Genomic DNA, 20,506 nt, shown 5'->3' with positions numbered 1-20,506 from the left:
AGATTTTTGAAGTCGGTAAGTGTAAAAAATGTTCTAAAGCTACAAAGTTCGACATATTGTTCGCTTTTTCGCGATGTATACTATTGAATCAGGGATTTTAGTTTGCTATTTATCGTATATTTATGTATAATCTATCGTGTTGAAAGATTGATTGTACGTAATATGCTGATGAGGGTGGGTTCATGACGCTGCTCGACAGTAACGAAAGCAAGAAGCGGATGTGCCAGATTTACAATGAAGTTTCAAAGGAACTGTTCGGCTTCGGGACCACGCTGTTGCGGGCCACCGTTGAGAACAACATTGTTACCTTTGTAGCGAAGCACCGGCGTTCTCCACGCTCGGCGGCATTGGAAGTGGAAGCCCCCGGCTTGAAGCTGGAAGTGGATTTCCGAATGTCCATGCTGTACAAGAAGAGACTTCGCGAGAAGCTGATTGAGGATATGGAGCTCGATATAGAAGCTTTACTGCGCGATTATGATTCAGCAACGCAGTGGGCCATTACGAACATCATACTGAAAGAATCCTAATAAAATTGGATATTCGGCTTTTCGCTTCGGATCTATCTGAGGGGAGAACCTGTTATAACGCGCAGCGGGATCAACTTATTCTTTGTTTACGAAGAAAAGTATTCTTGTTTTACAAGAGTACTTTTCTTTTTTGTGTCATAAGGTGTGCAGAATAAAAAACAGGGGGAGTTTCATATGAAAAAGTGGTTTAAAGGATTTATGGCTGTGACCTTGGCATCTGTGGTACTGGCAGGTTGCGGCAGCAATGCTACTGGTGGTCAGGCAGATGGAAAAGATGGCTCAGCTGATGGGAAAAAGAAACTAGTTATTTCCACATGGGGCTTCTCCGAGGACTTTTTTAATAAAGAAGTGTACGCACCTTTTGAAAAGGAGCATAACGTTGATATTGTTGTAGAAATCGGAAATAATGCGGAGCGATTGAACAAAATCAGTCAAGGCAGCACGGATGTCGATCTGATTTATCTGTCTGATTATTATGCCCAACAGGGGATTCAACAAGGGCTATTCGAGAAGTTGGATCGCAGTAAAGTGCCGAACTTGAATCAAATTTATGATATTGCCAAAGCACCGCTGGGTGAGGAATATGGACCTGCTTATACAGTTGGACGCCTCGGTATTGCCTATAATCCGGAGCTGGTGAAAAAAGATGTGAATTCCTGGGCTGATCTGTGGGGCACTGAATTCAAAGGAAACGTGACTCTGCCGAATATTACGGCAACGGCTGGGCCGATGATGGTGGATGCGGCCTCCAAGGTAGCGGGCAGCAAGGAATTTAATGAAGACCAAGCCTTTGGGAAACTGAAAGAGCTGAGTCCGAATATTGTTAAGTTTTATAGTAAAACGTCTGAGTTCGTAAATATGTTTAGCCAGCAGGAAATTGCGGGCGGTCCGATTATGGAAATGTACTTCAAAGATTTGCAGGCAGCTGTGCCAGGGGCGAAATTCGTGGCTCCAAACGAGGGTGCCTACGCAGTAATGAACACAGTTAATGTAGTAAAAGGGTCTGACCAGAAGGAACTGGCTGAGGAATTTATCAACTGGCAGCTGAGCAAGGAAGTTCAAGAAAAATCTGCCAAAGCAAAGGTTGATTCTCCGGTGAATACACAGGTGGTACTGTCTGGTGCGGATACAGAGGGAATTACGTACGGTGCAGATGTAGTGAATAAGCTGACTAAGCTGGATATGAAATTCGTTAACGATCATATCAAGGCATGGACAGATCGCTGGAACCGGGAAGTTGCACAATAATGAAAAAGATCATATTAGATGTAGATACAGGCATTGATGATGCGTTGGGTATTTTACTTGCGGCCAAAAGTGGTCAGCTGGATATCCAAGCGATTACTACAGTATGCGGTAATGTTTCACTTAAGCAAGCAACACTGAATACATGCAAAATCCTCAACCTGCTGGATAGACCGGATATTCCGGTCTATCGGGGGGCAGAGGCTCCATTAATACGCAAAGGCCTGCACGAGCACCGTGTTCATGGAGAAGACGGCATCGGAGGCGCATTGAGCGGAATAGTCCCAGCCATCTCTGCATCCGAAGGTTTCGCACCAGATATTATCATTGAGACTGTGATGGCTCACTCGGGGGAAGTAACGCTGGTTTGCACCGGACCGCTCACCAATCTGGCGTTGGCGCTGCTGAAGTGTCCCGATCTGACGGATCACGTCCATGAGGTCATTTTTATGGGCGGCGTTATTCACGGATGCGGCAATATCACACCTGTAGCGGAGTATAACATGTATGCGGATCCTGAAGCCGCACGGATCGTATTTCACGCAGGATTTGGACGATTGATACAAGTGGGGCTGGATGTAACACGGAAGGCACTGCTGACTGCCGATCATATTGCTCGTCTGACCCGTCCGGAGATTCGTAATTATGTAGCTGAAAGCACGGCTGTGTATACCAAGCGTTATGAAGAACGCAACGGCGTAAAAGCGTGTGCACTTCATGATCCGCTTGCTGTAGGTGTGGCATTGAATTCGAGGATAGTTGATACCTCGCTGTTATATGTCGACGTGGAAACCTCCAGTCGCATATGTGACGGACAAACGGTAGGCGATGTGCAGAACCGCCTCAATCATAGTCCCAATATGACTGTGTGCGAACAGGTGGACAGCGAAGCTTTTCTGGAACTGTTTATCCAGGTGCTGAACAAGGAATAACATTTTGATAACCGCAAGGAGCTACCCATGAAGAAAACATACTTGTATTGGCTGCTGCTGCCAGGTTTGCTCTTTCTGGCGGTGTTCATGGTCATTCCGATTGTGTTGACGATCGGTTCGACCTTCGTACAGAACAGCTCATTCACCCTAGAAGGCTATCTCCATTTCTTCAAGGACCCTTATTTTCTGAAAATATTGCTGACTACGCTGGAGGTCAGTGTCGTAACGACCCTCGTATGCGTATTGCTCGGTTTTCCGACGGCTTATTATATTTCACAAAAGGCCCCGCGTCGTAAAGGGATTTTGTTGGCGCTGGCTATCTTTCCCTTGTTGACGAGTCCGGTGGTGCGTTCATTCAGCTGGATGGTTATATTGGGCCGCAAGGGATTACTCAATAACGTGCTCATCAGTTTAGGACTCGTGGATGAACCGCTGAATATTTTGTACACTCCGGCAGCGATGATTATTGGTCTGGTCCATTTGTTTTTACCGCTGATGATTATTTCACTGATTGGTGTGCTTGAAAATATCGACGGTGACCTTGTCCATGCTGCGCAGAGTCTTGGAGCTTCCAGATTCAGTGCATTTCGTAAAATTGTATTCCCGCTGTCTGTTCCGGGTCTGATCATTGGAAGCATTCTTGTTTTCGTGGGCAGCCTGACCGCTTATACGACCCCAGCACTGCTGGGAGGAAAACAGCGGGTTATCGCTACATTTTTGTATCAAAATGCGATGACGCTTAACGACTGGTTTTTAGCTTCTGTTATCGCAACAATTATGATTGCTATTACATTTATCGTGGTCGGTCTCTTAAATAAGGCGGCCCATAAACTCAATCCGAAGGGGTAGGTGGATATGCGGGAGAAACATTACGGACTAGGCTTCTTTAGCCTGCTGGTCTTCATCTTTCTGCTCGGTCCGCTGTTGATCATATCGGTCACTTCTTTCGAGCCGGGCACGGTATTAAAATTTCCTCCGCAGGGCTTTTCCCTGCGCTGGTATGAAAATATTTTTGAAGTGGATTTGTTTATGTCCACATTCAAAACATCGATTGTCGTCTCTCTGCTGGGCAATATCTTGGCACTGCTCATCGGTATGCCAGCCGCGTATGCACTTAGTCGGTTTTCCTTTCGCGGGAAGGATGCGCTGAATGCCTTGTTCCTTTCCCCGTTGCTTATACCAGGTATTGTGCTTGGTTTTACACTGCTGCGTTATTTGATCATTGTGTACCATTTACCGGTATACGCTGGACTTTTGATCGGACATACGGTGATTATGCTGCCGTTCATTATTAGAGTCATTGCATCCAGTTTGTCTAACTTTGATTTTGCGATTGAGGAAGCAGCGCTAAGTTTGGGAGCTGGACGGCTGGAAACCTTTTTCAAGGTGGTTCTACCCAACATCCGCTCAGGTATTATTGCGGCTATCCTGATTGCCTTTCTGGAATCATTCAACAATGTCGACATTTCCGTCTTCATGACAGGACCGGGCTTCAGCACTCTGCCTATTCAAATGCTGACTTACGTCGAAAATTACTTTGACCCGACGATTGCAGCGATCTCGGTTATGCTGATGATTTTAACGGGTATCCTGATGTTCTTGATTGAACGACTGATGGGATTGTCTTACTTCACTAAAAGGTAATGGAGGCTTCAACCTTATGGCACTGCTTACTCTGGATCGCGTCTCGGTCGCTTATGACAACCAACTGATCTTGCAGGATTTCGATTTGCAGCTCGAACGGGGGCAATTGCTCTCGTTGCTCGGACCGAGTGGTTGTGGCAAAACGACTACACTTCGTCTTATTGCAGGATTTCTCGAAGCTAAACAAGGAACATTTTTGTTTGGTGATAAGGATTATACCCGGGTTCCAGTGAATAAACGGAACTTCGGTTTTGTATTTCAAAGTTATGCGCTTTTCCCGCATTTGTCAGTTTTTGATAATGTAGCCTTTGGTTTACGCTTGCGTAAAGTAAAAGAAGATGATGTAAAACGACGCGTTATGACTATGCTGGATACGGTGAGCCTGGGGGGATTTGAAAAACGTTTCCCCGGCGAATTATCAGGCGGGCAGCGTCAACGTGTGGCGATTGCACGAGCGCTTGTAATTGAACCCGATCTGCTGTTGTTTGATGAACCTCTGAGTAACTTAGATGCTAACCTGCGTGTGAATATGCGCGTAGAAATCCGCCGTATTCAACAGGAACTGGGCATCACTACCGTATATGTATCGCACGATCAGGAGGAATGTTTTTCGATTTCTGACCAGGTTGCGATTATGAATAAGGGGAACATCGAGCAATTAGATGCTCCATCGACCATTTTTAAATATCCGACGACCGAATTTGTCGCCCGCTTTATTGGGTTTAATAATTTTCTAAGCTTTGACGAGCGCACTGAAGAAGGGGAACGTATTCGACTGAATACAAGCGACCTTTCGTTTAGCGTAGTGCGTAATCAGGGTACAGTCCAACCGGGTGCTCGCCAAGGCGCTATTCGCCCGGATGATTTGGTCATTCGAACTGAAGGCAACGAGACAGGAGAAAATGAGCTTCCCGGTGTCATTAAGGTAAGTACGTACCTAGGACGCAGCTATCAGTATGTGGTAGAGACAGCGAAAGGAAACTTTACGGCTAATCAGGAAATGGATACGCCTTACTTGAGTGGTCAACGGGTTACCCTGCATTTTCCGGCAGACAAAATGGTGCTGGTCCAATAATCAGCGGGTTCGATGAAGGAGATACATCATGCGTGCAGACAAAATGATTTTACAAGTTAAGGTGTATAACAGTTACTACAAGACGTTCGAGGAAGGCAATGTGGCTATACTTGACGGCAAGTTTATGTATATCGGTCAGCGCGGTCTGGAGTCTTTTGAGGCTGCTGAAATTGTGGAGGGGCACGGGAAATATATGATTCCCGGCCTAATCGACATCCATCTGCATATCGAAAGCACAATGGTGACACCAGCAACCTTTTCCTATGGACTCATTCGCAATGGGGTCACGACGATTGTACCAGAACCGCACGAAATGGCGAATGTTTTCGGACTGGAAGGCATTCAGGAAATGATGGAGGCCAGCAAAGATTGCGTGGCTGATATGTTTTACGGGATTCCTAGCTCTGTTCCAGCGACGCCTTTGGAAACCTCAGGGGGTGAAATTGACATTCCTGAAATTGATGCTTTGTTGCAAACAGGTGAGATGATCTGTCTGGGTGAAATTATGAATTATGTGGATGTCATTCGTGATCCGGAGAGCAAGACGAACCGCATCTTACGCCACGTTCGTGAAAACTACCCAGAGCTGATCATTGAAGGCCATACGCCGCAGTTGCTTGATCTGGATCTGCATCAGTTGATCTATGCAGGAATAGGCTCAGACCATACCCACCAAAGCATTGAGGGTATGAAGGCCAGAATGGCCGCCGGGATGTTTATTGAGATCCAGGAAAAATCCATGACCCCTGAGGTGATGGACTATCTCATTCAGGAAGACGTGGCACAACATTTTTGCTTCGTAACGGATGATGTGATGCCGGACTCTTTCGTAGAGCGAGGGCATCTGAACCACATCGTAAGTAAAGCGATCGGGATGGGAATGAAGCCTGAGGATGCGATTTATGCAGCGACGTATACTCCTGCTGCCCGGATGCGTATGCATGACCGCGGGACCATTGCGCCAGGGAAAATAGCCGACTTCGTGCTGCTATCGGATCTGGAGCAATTTGATGTAGAGCAAGTCTATAAGGACGGACTCAAGGTATTCGATAAATTCGAGGAATACCATCAGGCACCGGTAAAAAGTTGCTTTCCCGCCCACTTTTATCGAAGCGTGAAGCTCAATCCGCTTACGGAGCAGGACTTTACTGTAAAGTTGGATGTAGGTGATGGCGCACATCCATGCCGTATTATGATGGTCAAGGATGGATCTACTTTTACAAGCGAACGGATTGCACCTGCACAAGTAGAGCAGGGTGAACTGGTATGGGAACATGGTGAACATGGACTCATTGCTACGTTTGAGCGGTATGGCAAGAACGGCAACCGTGCTTACGGTTTGATCGGGGGAGATACGATTAAACGCGGGGCAGTGGCAACCACCTATTCGCACGATAACCATAACTTGTTGGTCGTGGGGCATAACAAGCAAGATATGATATTGGCCGCGAATACGGTTTTATCCAGCCAAGGGGGCTTTTGCGTAGTTGAAAATGGCAAGGTGCTGTCCCATTTACCGTTAACGGTGGGCGGAATTTTAACAGAAGGACCACTAGAAATGGTTGCTGCCCATGTGAAGGAACTGCGTTCAGCCTTACTGTCGCTGGGCTATCGCCATTACAATCCAATCATGTCGCTCAGTACTCATTCTTTGCCAGTTAGCCCGGCTTTGAAAATTACCGATCACGGCTTGATTGATGTAAATGCAGGCAAAGTTGTATCCTTAATCGTGGAACCTTCTGAAATATAAGAATAAAAGTAGAGCTGATCCATTGCGGGTCGGCTCTTTTTATTATGTAGCAGACAAAATTAACATCTTGTAGAGGCTAATTGTTGTAACCTATTTATGATGCGTTGGGAGTACTTGATGAATATTAATCAATTGGCAACTTCACATAATCTTCATGATTAAACTCTAATAAAGTGCTTGAAAAACACTAACATAGTGTTATAATTAAAACAGGATTTAGATTAAGTCTAAATTAATCGCTAAATATTTTTTAGCTTTACGCATGGGATTTAGAAGAAAATCAGACACTACTGCTAGCGAGTATCAAGCATCACTCAACTATACTATGAATCATAACGAGAGGGGATTTTACACATGAGTACATTAAATCATACGAACGCACCTACACAAGAGGCAATTCAAGAACTGCACAAGGCATTGAACCGACACGTGGCTACTTGGTCTGTATTGTACACAAAACTGCATTATTTCCACTGGTATGTAAAAGGACCTAAATTCTTCACACTGCATGCTAAATTCGAGGAGCTTTACAATGAAGCAACAGCTAATCTAGATACGATTGCTGAACGTTTGTTGGCTATTGGCGGCCGTCCTGCTGCGACCTTGAAGGAGCATTTGCAACTGTCAGCTATTCAGGAGTCCGCAGGCGAGCAGACAGCTGAAGATATGGTGAAGTCCGTTGTAGCCGATTTTAAAACGATTACTGTTGAACTGGCTAATGGTATGGAAGCAGCAGAAGCGGCACAGGACAAAGCGACAGAGGATCTTCTGAATGGCTTGAGAGAAGAAATGGATAAACATATCTGGATGCTTAGCGCATATCTGGGATAAGTTCCTGGGAGTGTTTTCCACGGATATGGAGATCAGGTGAACAAGATATACATCCCGTTGGTTCCGGCCTGCTACTGGAGTATAATGACAAAGAAGCATGGAAGACCACAGGCTCATAAGGAAGTGAGCTGCCGGGATGGGGTGTAGGTTATGGAAGTGAAACAACAGCTTTTGCATGAAGCGGAGCAGTTTATATATACATGTTATGAGGAGCTGGGTCGAAGCCGCGATGATGCGGAAGCCCGGCTTCTTCATATTCGTCACGACATAGAGACTACTGGAACATACGATCATACTTACGAAGAGCTGGAACACGGGGCACTTATGGCTTGGCGGAATAGCAATCGTTGTATCGGTCGATTGTTTTGGGACAAGCTATTGGTTAGGGATGCACGTGGAGCGTCAGATGCGACGCAAGTAGTTCACGAGCTATTGGAGCATATCCGTATAGGAACAAACGGCGGTAAAATTAAGCCAACGCTTACTGTATTTCGCGCCTCCCAGCCGGGACAGCCGAATATTCGTATCTGGAACCATCAACTCATTCGTTACGCTGGATATGAAACGGCTCAAGGGGTCATCGGAGACCCAATCTCGGTGGATTTCACCAATGCTTGTAGGGATATGGGGTGGCAAGGAGCGATGACTGCTTTTGATGTATTGCCGCTGGTTGTGGAAGCGGGGGGTCAGCCTCCCAAGTTCTTTGATATTCCTGAACATTTGGTGATGGAGGTGCCTATTGAGCATCCAGAACTCTCTTGTATAGCCACTCTTGGATTGCGCTGGTATGCTGTGCCTATGATTTCGGATATGACACTGGAGATTGGCGGTATCATCTATACAGCAGCTCCGTTTAACGGCTGGTATATGGGGACAGAGATCGGTGCCCGTAATTTTGCGGATACCTTCCGTTATAATATGTTGCCACAGGTGGCCAAACTGATGGGGCTGGATACGACGAGTGAAACAACGCTATGGCGTGATCGGGCGCTGGTGGAGTTGAACATTGCTGTGCTGCATTCTTTTAAAAAAGCGGGGGTCAGCATTGTTGACCATCATACCGCAGCGGCCCAATTTAAGTTGTTTGAGGAACGGGAAGCCAAGGCTGGCCGCACACTGACAGGTAATTGGACGTGGTTGATTCCACCATTATCCCCAGCAACCACACATATTTTTCATAGTTCTTACGATAATCGGCTTGTGAAGCCGAATTTTGGAGTTCAGGAAAAGCCGTATATGACGAGACAGGCTAAACCAACAACAGATGTAGCGCTGCCGGAAAAGCCGCAAGGTTGTCCTTTTCATTCTGGCTAACCTAACGGGAGACTAATTGCTGGATCAGGAATCCGGTTTATCCCCGACAACGATCAATAGGGTCGCGATCGGCCCTATAATTAGTGAGAGCGCAAACCAGTTAAGTCTGCTCCGATTTTTGGACTGTGCCAAGCCGGCATTAATAAGGGCAAGTGTTCCCCAGCCTAAATAATAATCTTCTGGCATGGTATTCTCCTTTGTAAAAAGGTATAATATCGTACTATGTATTGTATGAGTACATTCATAATTTCATAAGTTATATCGTAAATATAACTTTATATATCTTGGTTTGAGGAGCGAAGCTAAGTTGGAGAGAAATCAGGCAGAGCGCATTGTCGCTGAGCTTTTGGAACGGGCTGCTATAGGCGTAACAGTGAAGCTGGAGAAACGTTTTCCTGGTGGACGGCTAATTGGGGGCAAATATGCTATGCATGCTCACGCCATTACCATGTATACGGATGTTATTGAAACACAATGTTTACAGATGTTCGGCAGCGCGGATCGAGTTGAGGAGTATTTTACGGTTGTGCTTGCGCATGAGATCGGGCACGCCGCCGATACTGAATTAGAGGGTCTCTCCGATGCGATGGAGCAAGAGAACATGATCGGGACCCGGCAACGGCTTGCGCTGCAAATTGAGGAAAACGCATGGAACTATGCGCTTAGACTGGTGCCTGAAATAGAAGCATCGTTTATTTCTGCCGTAATAGACGAGTCCCTGCTTGCCTATCGAGTCCCGATTATGGAGCAGTCTGACATTGCGTAATAATGAATGATTCCAGAGCCGACAGGCTCTTTTTTTATTATTTTTAACAAACGAGGTGAACGGATAGATTCAAAGGAGCAGCTTTTTAAGCTGTGAGACGCGACCTTGAGACAATTCCAGCATTTCGGCTAATTCTTTTTGAGAGACATTAGGGTATTCCTCCATGAGCTGCTTAAGTTTATTCAGGAGCTCATTCTGATTTCTGTAGCTCCTTCTTTTCTTCGGCTGGACAGGACGTGCTTCACTCAAATGACTGGAGGGATTATCGCTCTTCAGGTTCTCAATACAACTCTTGCATATCAGATGATCTCTGAAATAGCTTAAATGATCAACGGCACCACAAAAATAACAAGAAACCCCCGTATACTTGCGAATCATCAGTCCCTCTGGTGTAATAAAAAAATCGAGAGCATCTCCAATATTAATATTCATAGAAGTGCGCAGTTCTTTGGGTAGCACAATGCGTCCCAAATGGTCTAGTGGTCGTGTCATTCCTGTATTCTTCATCATTTTTCCCCTTTCTTGGAATGCGCTTATGGTTGCTGGAATTGTATGTTATGTATGCTGGAAGTACAAAGCGCTTATATTACAGTTTGTTTTGGTATAGCTATCCTAAAAAAAGCTCCGGCATGACGAACAATTACGTCTGCCGGAGCTTGGTGCAGCCAATGAATCTAAGATGTCATGTCGAATTACTGTGGGTTGGTTGTCCAAATGCCGGCTACTTTTAATTGAACCCGTGGCGGCAGCTTCAATGCAGCTAATGTCAGATCGGCCAAATCCTGCGGCTGAAGCATGCGGTCCTCGTCACCAATATTCAATCCCGCATTTACCGCCAATTCTGTATTGACCGTGCTTGGAGTCAGCGCGGTTACCCGAATATTGGATTTGCGAACTTCCTGCATCAGTGCTTCCGTGAAGCCCATCAAAGCAAATTTGGATGCGCAATATGCCGAGCCTGTTGCAAAACCTCGTTCCCCTGCTGTGGAGGAAATGTTAATAATATTTCCGCTCTGTTGCGCCAGCATGCTTGGAAGAGCGGCGTGTGTAACATAATAGGTTCCCATCAGGTTTACGCGAATAATACGTTCCCACTCTTCGGGGTCCATATCTGCGACTGTGCCGAAGGTGGCGATGCCTGCATTGTTGATCAAAATATCGACGGCACCCAGCTCATGCTCCAGTGAAGCTACAGCAGCAGCGGCCTGTGTACGATCAGATATATCTGCAACAGCACTCACCACTTTCACACCGTATGTACTCCCCAGTGAATCCTGCAGCTTTTGTAGGTCGGTCAATGTGCGTGAGATTAACCCCAGATTAACGCCTTCCTTGGCCAAGGTCTCGGCAATTGCCTTACCAATTCCTTTGCTGGCTCCTGTAATAATGGCTGTTTTGTTTTTAAGTTCCATCCAGTCTCCTCCTTATCACTATATAACGTGGTTGTGCATCTGAGCACATGGTTACATTATACTAGGTTAAACCCCTTGAACCAAACTTCGCCTGATGAGACATTATGTAGTAGCCTCCTATTTGGAAATATCAATATCCCCTGAAGTGGTTTCGACCTTGATCACGCTCGCGGCGCCGGGAACAGATTCGGGAGTGTTTATGCTTCCAGAGTCAGAGTGGACATTATAGACACCTTTAAAATCGAGAGCCTGCTTAATATTTACATCACCGGAATCAGAATTCACTTCCAAGTTGGATACGGTGCGTTGCGTAATATTAGATTCCCCTGAGGTTAGGGATAGAAGGCCGTTACCGCTATAATCGCGGATGGTGACATCTCCTGAAGTAAGCTTTAGCTCCATATCTGCTGTAAGCTGATTGGCTATAAAGTTACCGGATGTTAGATTTGCGATCAGGTGGGTACTTCGGAGGTTTGTAATCTCGGCAGTGCCTGAGGTAGCAGTAATAGAAGTATTCTCCACGGAGGCATCTTGAAGTTTTACATTTCCTGAATGTGTATCTACCTGCAGATCAGCTAGTGTTTCCCCAGCAGGCATCTCTACAGTAATCGTTTGATCCAAATCAGGGGTAAACGAAAAGAATGACAAGGAAGGGGCCGGCTTCGATTGAATGGTAAGCTTACCGTTCTCAATTCGGGCATTATGAATCTGGTCGGCTACTTTTGTCTGAACTTCTCCGCTGATGCGTATCGTACCTTGGTCGCCAGAGCCAGGAGTGAACAAAATAGAAACATCATCAGAACTGTCCACTTTCAGGTTTTGAAGCTGACCACGTGTGAATGTCCATTTTTTATTTATAGCTGTTGTTTCTTTCATTACTTGTTGATTCCATGGAGCACCGTAGACCACCATTCCGGCTACACCGATGACAATGCACAATCCAGCTGCAATAAACCACATTTTATTCATGTTGTTAGTAAGCTCCCCTCAGGGTAGTCTGATTCCATTTCCAGTATCGCACTGTGCCCTTTACCATAAGGAGTAGGAGATAACGTACCCCAGGCAGCAGCAATAGCCCCATACCTGTTAACGTGATGGAGAAGAAGAATTTGGTCGGGTAAAAGGTGCTGTTGAGCGCATAATCAGTGACGGCGAGTAGAGGGGCTGCAACGAAACTGACCGCCACTGCGGTTAATGAAGCCCATACCGCCCATAGGGTAGCTAGAATCGGGATGGAGATCAACAAGTTGAGAAACAGCAGCCCTAAGAAAGTAAAAAGATTGCGTGCGAAGCTTCCTTGGCGAAGTGGAGGGGAAGCGTTCCAGCCTACATTGGGAACATCCAATGCTTCTCGGGCAATATCCTCTGGGTTCCCCAACTCATGGGCAATTTCAGTTTCGCTTTTTCCATTGGCCAAGCCGTAGTCAAAATGCTGGCTCAAATCACTAAGCAACTCATGGCGTACCTCTGCAGGGAGAGGAGATAGGCGCTGCTCCACCTCTGTAAGAAACTGTTTTCTATTCATCAGGATCTCCTTCCTTCAGTAGGCTTGCGACATGATGGACAAAATCATTCCATTCCCGTGTAAGTAATCTTGTATAATGGCTGCCGGTATCGGTCAGCCGGTAATATTTACGGGGCGGGCCCTCGGTCGATTCCTGTAAATACGTCGTGCAGTATCCCTCGGATACCAGACGGCGAAGCAGTGGATATAGGGCTCCCTCTGCTACTTCGATATGACGGGAGACGGCTTGAGCCAATTCGTAGCCATAGCGGTCTCTACGTCCAATTAGAACTAGAACGCATAGTTCCAGTACCCCTTTTTTGAATTGGATGTTCACATTCACGAGCGATGCTCCCTTCCTGATGTAATCATAATTCATAGGTGTCGTTCGGAATAAGGGGAAGAAACGTGTGTTTGTGCATAATTTGTCACGGGTACTAATTATAAATCAGTAGTCAGGTATAATTTAACATCATGTACTGATTAATGCAAGGTACTAAATTTTTAATAATAAAATCTTCGGGTCAAAATGGGCCGGTTTTCTTTCTTGAAGGCTTACACGAATAGCAAATCTTGTAGAATAAAGTAGTTTTATTTGGAAATTCCTCGATTTCTGGCTGGAACACCCATAGAATGTTACTTTAATTTCATTCATTAAAATGATAGATTGTAAAGTGTTCAATAGAGCTAAAGATTACCTATTATGAAGAGGTGGATAAAGGATGGACTGGAAGCACTGGTATAGGGAATTGGAACAGGATGATGAGACTTGGGATGTGTCGGAGGAGGTTGTACTGCGTGGTGTGGTACATCTTGATTTTTGCGGGCATCCGTCGGAGGTAGAAGTCGAATTTATCGTGGGAGCCGACTCTGAAGAACAGGCACAGGCTATAGAAGAACCTACGGAACCTCAGAGAAAGACATGGGAGAAGTATATGGCATGTTCGTCAGCGATCCATCCTCAAGTATTGGAGTCCATATACCATCATTATGTAGACATCGTGGAAAAGTATCGGAAGGCATACAGCTCATGGGGAGAGGACCCTAATGAATATGCGCCTTATGTGGAGCGACCAGAGCAATTGCTGGATCGAATGCAGCTTATATCTATACTGATTTCCGACTCATCGGAAAAGGATGAACTATATTTGAATTTTAATTGTTCCTGGGATCGAGAGCATGGCTTAGGTATACATCTGAAGCAGCTAAAAATCGAGCATATTCAAGGTTTATATACATTATATGACTTGGAATAAATAACTCCCTTCCGGTCTCTAATAGAAAGACCGAAAAGGGAATAGGATATGATGGATATAATAACGTGATTGGATACGATAAAAATATTAGTTGGATACAGACAGCACGGCTCGGGCTGCTTGAGCGGCCTGTACCATTTGCCGCAACGCGGCAACAGATTCCTCCTTGGTGCGGGTTTTCAGCCCACAGTCTGGATTAACCCAGAACAAATCTGCTGGCAGTACGCGCAAGGCACGCTGAATCATGCTTAGCATTTCTGATTCATCAGGAATGCGCGGGCTGTGGATATCGTACACGCCCAGACCGATGCCTTTGTCGTACACCTGATCCTCAAAGCTAACAATCAGTTCACCATGACTACGAGAGGTTTCAATAGAAATCACGTCGGCATCCATGTCTGAAATGGACTGGATCATATCTTGGAATTCGGAATAGCACATGTGTGTATGGATTTGGGTCGCAGGTTCAACAGTGGCCGTGGTCACAAGGAAGGCTTGAACCGCCCAATCCAGATAGGCCTGCTGTTGTTCTTTTTTCAACGGGAGCCCTTCGCGAATTGCGGGTTCATCCACCTGAATCATGCTAATACCCGCTTGTTCGAGTGCCTCTACCTCTGCCCGTAATGCCAGAGCTAATTGCAAAGCAACTTGCCTGCGTGGAATATCATTACGTTCAAAGGACCAGTTCAAAATGGTCACAGGGCCTGTAAGCATTCCTTTAACTGGCTTGGAGGTTAACGATTGGGCAAATGCCGTCTCTTCTACAGTCATTGGTTGATCGAACGACACATCTCCGTAAATAATCGGCGGTTTAACACAGCGGGAGCCGTAGGATTGCACCCATCCGTTTTGTGTAAAAGCAAAGCCTTTTAGTTTTTCGCCAAAAAACTCAACCATGTCGGTCCGTTCAAATTCCCCATGTACAAGCACATCTATGCCAATGTCCTCTTGGATATCAATCCATTCCTTGATCTGCTGCTGGATGAATGTCCGATATTGCTCGGCAGACCATTCTCCTTTGCGATAGTGCAGACGGGCCTTGCGAACCTCAGCAGTTTGCGGGAAGCTGCCGATGGTCGTCGTAGGCAGTGGGGGTAACTTCAGCCTATTTTGCTGAATTATACGGCGCTCGGCGAAAGGAACGCTGCGTGATAGTGGCTCCTTTGCCAACAGGTCGGCCAAATCGGCAGCTGTCTGTACCCTTGCCGCTGAGCTGTTGAAGCGGGCTACCGCTTCCGCACTTTGCTCAAGCTTGGCAAGTGCGGATGGATCATGCTTACCAAGTGCAGCCGTCAAGACTGCGATTTCATCCAGCTTTTCATCGGCAAAGGCTAGTGCATGCACCAGCTCTCGGTCCAGCTTGTGCTCTGCTTCCAGACTGACCGGCACATGCAGCAGACTGCACGATGGCTGCACGATAAGCTGTTCTGCATTGATTTGTTCTGCTAACTGGCCCAACAGCGCAGCCACGGCATTCAGGTCGCTGCGCCATATATTGCGCCCATCAATGACACCAGCACCCAGCGTTTTCCCTTTGGGGAAGCCATGTCGCGATATATGCTGGAGATTTTCGCCATCATCATAGACAAAATCAAGACCCAGTCCCTGGACCGGAAGTTCAGTCAGACGCTCATAATGATCTAGGCTACCAAAGTAGGTTTGCAGCATGATGTTTAAGGAGGGAGCAGCTTGGGTCAAAGCTTCATAGACCTCCTGAATAATATCCAGATCCTCTACTGGGAATGAGGTGGTCAGGACAGGTTCATCGATTTGGACCCATTGTACGCCTTCTGCTGCTAGTTCGGACAGGACTCGGGCGTATAAAGGCAGGAAGGTTCGTATAATAGAGGCCAGATCCTTACGATCATAGCCTTTGGATAAAACAACAAATGAGTAGGGACCGATGAGAACCGGTTTACCGTAAATACCTAGCTCCTGCTTTGCTTCACGATAAGCGAGTAAGGGCTTATTTTCAGTGAGCACTGGAGCCGCATTTTCCAATTCGGGAACGATGTAGTGGTAATTGGTATTCATCCATTTGGTCATTTCGCTGGCGGTAGCTCCCTTCTGCCCACGTGCCATCCCGAAATACACAGACAGAGGAACCGGACCTGTAGGACGATAGTTGAACCGTTCGGGTACGAGACCGAACATCACAGATGTATCCAGCACATGATCGTAATAGGAAAAGTCTCCGACAGGAATGCGATCAATCCCTTTGTCACGTTGCTTGCTCAGATGCTCCAGACGCAATCTTTTCATCTCACTATGCAGTTCACTTTCGTTAATACTACCCTGCCAGAAGCGCTCCAGTGCTTTCTTCCATTCCCGGTTCCCGCCGATACGCGGATATCCCAGATTACTGCTAGTCAAACCGGACAATGTAGATCGTTCGTTAATGGACATGTAGGTTTCCTCCTAAGTGGTAGCCAGTTTATTTTTACGTACCAAAAAAGGCATTCTGTCCCCAAGGCTAAAAATAAGTAGGGGAAAGAATGCCTCCGCGATTAAAATTCAAAAATACGGCGACTGCTCTTAACACCTCCCTATCTTCCGTAGGTACTGCGATGTTGTTAAAATAGGCAGGTCTCCTGACTTACGGATCATGACGTTCAGCATCCCTTCCCGGTCTGTGGACCAGTGGGTGTATGAGCAGCTGAACATTCCCCGTTTACAGTGGCGGGACCGTCCCGGATTTGCACCGGCTTCCCTTTTAAGTCTGATCTGAATAGAAAAGACACCTATTTCCAAACTATAAGATTAAGGTATGACGAATAATTATGCACTCGTATACTTGTTCACCATCATAAGTGAAACTCACAGGATGTGCAATAGAAACAGTAATAGAAACTGGAGTGGAATCTGTTAGTTATATGCAAAAAAGACAAGCCCAACCCATCGTGGGAGACTTGTCTTTGGTATAGCATCTTGCTAAATAGAACATCGCCTTTAAGCTAATGAAACGGTGTAACCTGCTTGAGTACTGGCTTTCACATCTACCAGGCGCTGATTACGGCTGCCCCGAAAGGGGAGGGTCAGATCTTTTTGCTGTTCAACAAAACGGCCATCTACAATCACGTCACACAATAGCGCCAGCTCCTGTCGCTCCTGATCCATGAACAGATCTTCGTAGACAAAGCCTGTGTAGGCCCAGACGGTTCGGTCGGGACAAGCCGCGCGGAAGTCACGTACAAATTGCGAGCATTCTGCTGCTGAGAAAAAAGGGTCTCCCCCGCAGAGAGTCAATCCGTCCAACAGCGGATTATCCATGATATCACGGATGACCTCCTGTTGACGCTCGGGCGTGAATGGCTCCCCTGCGCGGAAGTTCCACGAAGCTGGATTAAAGCAGCCGGGACAGGCATGGCGGCAACCACTAATGAATACGACGGTGCGCAGGCCGTATCCTTCATTCAGAGATTCTGGAATATAGCCGCACAAATTCACTTATGCTTCACCCGGTCGCGAACTTCCGCTTGCTTGGCAGCATTAAAACGAACGGTATAATCACCTGTCAGATATCCGGTTACCCGACGTAAACGCTGAAAATGCGTGTGTTCCTCATCTGTGCCGCATTGAGGACAGCTTGTCCCGATAATCCCTTCATAGCCGCATTCCGTACAACGATCCACCGGATGGTTGATGGAGAAGTAGCCAATGTTCTGATGCAGCGCATATTGAACAATTTTAAGAAACGCCTCCGGGTTATTCCGCGCATTACCGTCCAGCTCAATGTATGAAATTGCACCCGCATTACATAGATTATGGAACGGAGCCTCCAAGCTGATTTTACGAGCAGCCGGGAGCTTGTAATACACCGGAATATGAAAGGAATTCGTGTAATATTCCCGGTCATTTACTTCAGGAATAACTCCGAAGTCACGTTGATCCAGCAATGTGAACTTGCCCGACAGCCCTTCGGCAGGTGTCGCGAACAGTGTAATATTTAGATTGTGATGTTCACTCATTCGATCACAATACACGCGCATGGAGGTGATGATTCGCTGTGCTTCACGGTATACAAAATCATCCTCTCCGTGGTGTTTTCCGTATAATGCTTTCATACACTCAGCCAGCCCGATAAATCCGATCGAAAGCGTACCGTGCTTTAGGACGCTTCCCACCTTCTCATCAGGTGCCAGTTCTTTTCCGCCTTCCCATACCCCTTCGCGCATCATAAAGTCCGAGGCTTTGGCTGGCTGGCTGGTCTGGATATGATAGCGGTGGATTAGACCGTCTACTGCAATTCGCATAACCTCTTCCAGTCTCGCGTCAAAGCGGTCACGGTCAGGTGTCAGACGCTTGCCTGTGCAAATACCATATTCAATCCCGAGCCGTACCAGATTAATAGTATTAAATGAGAGATTACCCTTGCCGCTCTGGCGGTTTCTGCCGAAACGGTCAGAAATGGTACGGGTACGGCAGCCCATCGTGGCAATGATGGTATCCGGGTCATCTGCGCGGTAATAGGGCAGATTGAAGGTAGCATCCACATTCACAAAGTTGGGATACATCCGCTTGCTGGAGCATTCTACCGCTTTTAAGAACAAATCGTAGTTGACATCGCCTTCTGCCTGGTTGACTCCTTTTTTACATTGGAAAATATGTTGTGGGAAAATAGGAGTTTCCCCGCTGCCCAGTCCGCGAATCGTGGCTTCCAGCAGCGATTGCGAAACAAGCCGACCTTCAGCAGACGTACACATCCCGTAATTCAGTGAAGTGAACGGAATTTGCCCCCCTGCCCGACTGCTCATCGTGTTCAGGTTATGAATGAGCGACTCGGCGGCCTGCCGGGTTTCTGTTTCCGTTTCCTCATAGGCAAATGAGTATGAACGAGGGCAGACCTCTTGCAAGTGAGTATTGGCTAAATGCAGCTCGTCGTCAGACCAACGGGAGTCTAGCTCTTCCTCGAACAGCCGGAGTCCTTTGCGCAGATGCTTGCGGAAGGAACGAGCAACGTATGGAGCTAGATCCCAATCTATTTTATTGGCAGAGACACCACCAAATTGGCTATTTTGTTGAGACTGGAATATGATGGCGACCAGTGCCATAGCAGACATAATTGTTTGCGGTGTGCGTACAGAGCCATTGCCTGTATTGAAACCGTCTTGTAGCAAACGACCAAATGGGATAAAGATACAATTTGTAGTTCCGAGCGCATATTGGTCCAAATCGTGAACATATACATACCCATGGTCAATCGCGTCTGTTAATTCAGGCGGAAGTACACGCAGGCGCGCATACCATTTGGCATATTCCGAGCCAAGCTTGCTCATTTTGCCGCTAAACGATTCTCCATTTAAATTTGCATTCTCCCGCAGCATGTCCAGATCTTGTGCCCCAATGACTCGCTCACCGATGTCGTATAATTGATGTTCCTCCAGCACCTTCATCGTAAAACCCTCCATATAGTAAAAAATATATATTTTTCACAAAAACAACATATTGATGATATCTAGTGATAACCAATTGTTTCGATCTATATATTGTATATACGTAGACATTGAGAGTATGTGACTATTGTCACATTGATAGAGGCGAGAAGCAGGAAAAGGCCAGGTATAGAATAAGGGACACATCCACAGATATGCACCTTACTCTACACCTGGCCATTGTAGTTACAGTGAAATAAGTAGGTTTTCGAGTACATCGTATATGATATTGGGAAAAAAATTTTTAGAAGGTTTAGAGCAGCTTTTTCAGTTGGGACACACGGCCTTGGGAAATATCGAGCATTTCTGCATACACTTTTTGTGGCAGGTTCGGATGCTCCTGAATCAGCTTGCGGAGCTTTTTTACCATTTCACCTTGTTGCACTCTGGAATGCTTGGGCTGCCAGGTAGTGTTGGCTTGGTTCGATTTGGTATGTTCTTGAGCTTGGATGGCATCATTGCTTGTGGCATGTACATGTTCATCGTTCTTTAATAACTGGATGCAATCAGCGCAAATAAAGCTGTCCCGAAAATAAGTTAAATGATCCACTGCGCCGCAAAATTTGCAGGAGACACCCGTGTATTTCCTTAATACAAATCCTTCTTCATCTACGAAGAATTCAAGCGAATCACCGATATTGATATCCATAGTGGTGCGCATTTCCTTAGGGAGTACAATTCGCCCCAGCTGATCCAGAGGCCGTGTCATTCCGGTATTTTTCATCAGCGCTTCCTCCTTCAATGATATATCCTGATTATACCAAAAAATATCATTTTTAGCTTTATATAAGAAAAAGAAATTGTAACTTTTTTTCTCG

Annotated in this window: 21 protein-coding genes and 1 riboswitch; of the genes, 11 read left to right on the top strand and 10 right to left on the bottom strand. The window is 46.3% G+C overall.

Going from position 1 to position 20,506, the window contains the following annotated elements; genetic code table 11:
* Positions 1 to 182: 182 nt before the first annotated feature.
* The 9 genes from HFD99_RS09640 to HFD99_RS09600 all read left to right on the top strand — a co-directional run bounded on the left by HFD99_RS09640 (position 183) and on the right by HFD99_RS09600 (position 9,318).
* Positions 183 to 527 (top strand): hypothetical protein, encoded by a 345-nt coding sequence (locus tag HFD99_RS09640; RefSeq protein ID WP_013373571.1) that lies wholly within the window; start codon positions 183 to 185, stop codon positions 525 to 527.
* Between the two features lie 174 nt (positions 528 to 701).
* Complete coding sequence (locus HFD99_RS09635) at positions 702 to 1,775, top strand: ABC transporter substrate-binding protein (RefSeq protein ID WP_016822757.1); 1,074 nt, start codon at positions 702 to 704, stop codon at positions 1,773 to 1,775.
* Entirely contained in the window at positions 1,775 to 2,704 is a 930-nt protein-coding gene (locus tag HFD99_RS09630; RefSeq protein WP_016822758.1) for a nucleoside hydrolase, read from the top strand. The genes HFD99_RS09635 and HFD99_RS09630 overlap by 1 nt, the downstream gene beginning before the upstream one ends.
* Before the next feature lie 27 nt (positions 2,705 to 2,731).
* Complete coding sequence (locus HFD99_RS09625; protein WP_016822759.1) at positions 2,732 to 3,553, top strand: ABC transporter permease; 822 nt, start codon at positions 2,732 to 2,734, stop codon at positions 3,551 to 3,553.
* A 6-nt stretch (positions 3,554 to 3,559) separates the two neighbouring features.
* Positions 3,560 to 4,348, top strand: a complete 789-nt coding sequence (locus HFD99_RS09620; RefSeq protein ID WP_013312456.1) for an ABC transporter permease — start codon at positions 3,560 to 3,562, stop codon at positions 4,346 to 4,348.
* Between the two features lie 16 nt (positions 4,349 to 4,364).
* Positions 4,365 to 5,423, top strand: a complete 1,059-nt coding sequence (locus HFD99_RS09615) for an ABC transporter ATP-binding protein (RefSeq protein ID WP_016822760.1) — start codon at positions 4,365 to 4,367, stop codon at positions 5,421 to 5,423.
* A 28-nt stretch (positions 5,424 to 5,451) separates the two neighbouring features.
* Positions 5,452 to 7,173, top strand: coding sequence for an adenine deaminase C-terminal domain-containing protein (locus HFD99_RS09610; RefSeq protein WP_016822761.1), 1,722 nt, complete (start codon positions 5,452 to 5,454; stop codon positions 7,171 to 7,173).
* A 354-nt stretch (positions 7,174 to 7,527) separates the two neighbouring features.
* On the top strand, positions 7,528 to 8,004 hold the full coding sequence (locus HFD99_RS09605; protein WP_017428614.1) for a Dps family protein: 477 nt from the start codon (positions 7,528 to 7,530) through the stop codon (positions 8,002 to 8,004).
* A 150-nt stretch (positions 8,005 to 8,154) separates the two neighbouring features.
* On the top strand, positions 8,155 to 9,318 hold the full coding sequence (locus HFD99_RS09600; protein WP_123797760.1) for a nitric oxide synthase oxygenase: 1,164 nt from the start codon (positions 8,155 to 8,157) through the stop codon (positions 9,316 to 9,318).
* A gap of 24 nt (positions 9,319 to 9,342) precedes the next feature.
* Here HFD99_RS09600 and HFD99_RS09595 read toward each other — a convergent pair whose 3' ends face one another.
* The gene (locus tag HFD99_RS09595; protein WP_167440875.1) at positions 9,343 to 9,504 is read right to left on the bottom strand and encodes a hypothetical protein; all 162 of its coding nucleotides are present in this window, start codon (positions 9,502 to 9,504) and stop codon (positions 9,343 to 9,345) included.
* A gap of 121 nt (positions 9,505 to 9,625) precedes the next feature.
* Here HFD99_RS09595 and HFD99_RS09590 point away from each other — a divergent pair, with 121 nt between their 5' ends.
* Positions 9,626 to 10,084 carry a hypothetical protein gene (locus tag HFD99_RS09590; protein ID WP_019688890.1) on the top strand — a complete coding sequence of 153 codons (459 nt, stop codon included), beginning with the start codon at positions 9,626 to 9,628 and terminating at the stop codon, positions 10,082 to 10,084.
* A gap of 69 nt (positions 10,085 to 10,153) precedes the next feature.
* On the opposite strand, the gene HFD99_RS09585 is transcribed toward HFD99_RS09590, so the two are convergent.
* The 5 genes from HFD99_RS09585 to HFD99_RS09565 form a co-directional block, all read right to left on the bottom strand.
* Positions 10,154 to 10,591, bottom strand: coding sequence for an AbrB/MazE/SpoVT family DNA-binding domain-containing protein (locus HFD99_RS09585; RefSeq protein WP_013373561.1), 438 nt, complete (start codon positions 10,589 to 10,591; stop codon positions 10,154 to 10,156).
* A gap of 185 nt (positions 10,592 to 10,776) precedes the next feature.
* Positions 10,777 to 11,496, bottom strand: a complete 720-nt coding sequence (locus HFD99_RS09580; RefSeq protein ID WP_016822765.1) for a 3-ketoacyl-ACP reductase — start codon at positions 11,494 to 11,496, stop codon at positions 10,777 to 10,779.
* 117 nt (positions 11,497 to 11,613) lie between these two features.
* Entirely contained in the window at positions 11,614 to 12,465 is an 852-nt protein-coding gene (locus HFD99_RS09575) for a DUF4097 family beta strand repeat-containing protein (RefSeq protein WP_019688889.1), read from the bottom strand.
* Positions 12,466 to 12,469: 4 nt separating this feature from the next.
* Entirely contained in the window at positions 12,470 to 13,021 is a 552-nt protein-coding gene (locus tag HFD99_RS09570) for a DUF1700 domain-containing protein (protein ID WP_017428577.1), read from the bottom strand.
* On the bottom strand, positions 13,014 to 13,343 hold the full coding sequence (locus HFD99_RS09565) for a PadR family transcriptional regulator (RefSeq protein ID WP_016822768.1): 330 nt from the start codon (positions 13,341 to 13,343) through the stop codon (positions 13,014 to 13,016). Before HFD99_RS09565 ends, HFD99_RS09570 begins: the two co-directional genes overlap by 8 nt.
* 379 nt (positions 13,344 to 13,722) lie before the next feature.
* On the opposite strand from HFD99_RS09565, the gene HFD99_RS09560 reads away from it, so the two are divergent.
* Positions 13,723 to 14,256, top strand: coding sequence for a DUF6985 domain-containing protein (locus tag HFD99_RS09560; RefSeq protein ID WP_117288782.1), 534 nt, complete (start codon positions 13,723 to 13,725; stop codon positions 14,254 to 14,256).
* An 87-nt stretch (positions 14,257 to 14,343) separates the two neighbouring features.
* On the opposite strand, the gene metE is transcribed toward HFD99_RS09560, so the two are convergent.
* The 4 genes from metE to HFD99_RS09540 form a co-directional block, all read right to left on the bottom strand.
* Complete coding sequence (gene metE / locus HFD99_RS09555) at positions 14,344 to 16,662, bottom strand: 5-methyltetrahydropteroyltriglutamate--homocysteine S-methyltransferase (RefSeq protein WP_167440874.1); 2,319 nt, start codon at positions 16,660 to 16,662, stop codon at positions 14,344 to 14,346.
* Between the two features lie 158 nt (positions 16,663 to 16,820).
* Positions 16,821 to 17,016, bottom strand: a riboswitch (cobalamin riboswitch).
* 189 nt (positions 17,017 to 17,205) lie between these two features.
* Positions 17,206 to 17,703 carry an anaerobic ribonucleoside-triphosphate reductase activating protein gene (gene nrdG, locus HFD99_RS09550; RefSeq protein WP_123797757.1) on the bottom strand — a complete coding sequence of 166 codons (498 nt, stop codon included), beginning with the start codon at positions 17,701 to 17,703 and terminating at the stop codon, positions 17,206 to 17,208.
* On the bottom strand, positions 17,700 to 19,649 hold the full coding sequence (locus HFD99_RS09545) for an anaerobic ribonucleoside triphosphate reductase (protein WP_123797756.1): 1,950 nt from the start codon (positions 19,647 to 19,649) through the stop codon (positions 17,700 to 17,702). The genes nrdG and HFD99_RS09545 overlap by 4 nt, the downstream gene beginning before the upstream one ends.
* A gap of 292 nt (positions 19,650 to 19,941) precedes the next feature.
* The gene (locus HFD99_RS09540; protein ID WP_017428580.1) at positions 19,942 to 20,412 is read right to left on the bottom strand and encodes an AbrB/MazE/SpoVT family DNA-binding domain-containing protein; all 471 of its coding nucleotides are present in this window, start codon (positions 20,410 to 20,412) and stop codon (positions 19,942 to 19,944) included.
* Positions 20,413 to 20,506 lie beyond the last annotated feature (94 nt).

Origin of the sequence: Paenibacillus sp. EKM301P, assembly GCF_011800295.1 — a bacterium.
Classification (GTDB): domain Bacteria; phylum Bacillota; class Bacilli; order Paenibacillales; family Paenibacillaceae; genus Paenibacillus; species Paenibacillus polymyxa.
Note: the sequence above shows the minus strand (reverse complement) of the source record. Positions and strands in the feature narration are given on the sequence as shown.

Bases quoted from the DNA above. Each gene is read 5' to 3' on its own strand.
- HFD99_RS09570 (WP_017428577.1), bottom strand. From the start codon at position 13,021: ATGAATAGAAAACAGTTTCTTACAGAGGTGGAGCAGCGCCTATCTCCT.
- HFD99_RS09600 (WP_123797760.1), top strand. From the start codon at position 8,155: ATGGAAGTGAAACAACAGCTTTTGCATGAAGCGGAGCAGTTTATATAT.
- HFD99_RS09610 (WP_016822761.1), top strand. From the start codon at position 5,452: ATGCGTGCAGACAAAATGATTTTACAAGTTAAGGTGTATAACAGTTAC.
- HFD99_RS09580 (WP_016822765.1), bottom strand. From the start codon at position 11,496: ATGGAACTTAAAAACAAAACAGCCATTATTACAGGAGCCAGCAAAGGA.
- HFD99_RS09605 (WP_017428614.1), top strand. From the start codon at position 7,528: ATGAGTACATTAAATCATACGAACGCACCTACACAAGAGGCAATTCAA.
- HFD99_RS09545 (WP_123797756.1), bottom strand. From the start codon at position 19,649: ATGAAGGTGCTGGAGGAACATCAATTATACGACATCGGTGAGCGAGTC.
- HFD99_RS09625 (WP_016822759.1), top strand. From the start codon at position 2,732: ATGAAGAAAACATACTTGTATTGGCTGCTGCTGCCAGGTTTGCTCTTT.
- metE (WP_167440874.1), bottom strand. From the start codon at position 16,662: ATGTCCATTAACGAACGATCTACATTGTCCGGTTTGACTAGCAGTAAT.
- HFD99_RS09620 (WP_013312456.1), top strand. From the start codon at position 3,560: ATGCGGGAGAAACATTACGGACTAGGCTTCTTTAGCCTGCTGGTCTTC.
- HFD99_RS09595 (WP_167440875.1), bottom strand. From the start codon at position 9,504: ATGCCAGAAGATTATTATTTAGGCTGGGGAACACTTGCCCTTATTAAT.
- HFD99_RS09585 (WP_013373561.1), bottom strand. From the start codon at position 10,591: ATGAAGAATACAGGAATGACACGACCACTAGACCATTTGGGACGCATT.
- HFD99_RS09560 (WP_117288782.1), top strand. From the start codon at position 13,723: ATGGACTGGAAGCACTGGTATAGGGAATTGGAACAGGATGATGAGACT.
- HFD99_RS09615 (WP_016822760.1), top strand. From the start codon at position 4,365: ATGGCACTGCTTACTCTGGATCGCGTCTCGGTCGCTTATGACAACCAA.
- HFD99_RS09630 (WP_016822758.1), top strand. From the start codon at position 1,775: ATGAAAAAGATCATATTAGATGTAGATACAGGCATTGATGATGCGTTG.
- HFD99_RS09575 (WP_019688889.1), bottom strand. From the start codon at position 12,465: ATGAATAAAATGTGGTTTATTGCAGCTGGATTGTGCATTGTCATCGGT.
- HFD99_RS09540 (WP_017428580.1), bottom strand. From the start codon at position 20,412: ATGAAAAATACCGGAATGACACGGCCTCTGGATCAGCTGGGGCGAATT.
- HFD99_RS09635 (WP_016822757.1), top strand. From the start codon at position 702: ATGAAAAAGTGGTTTAAAGGATTTATGGCTGTGACCTTGGCATCTGTG.
- HFD99_RS09640 (WP_013373571.1), top strand. From the start codon at position 183: ATGACGCTGCTCGACAGTAACGAAAGCAAGAAGCGGATGTGCCAGATT.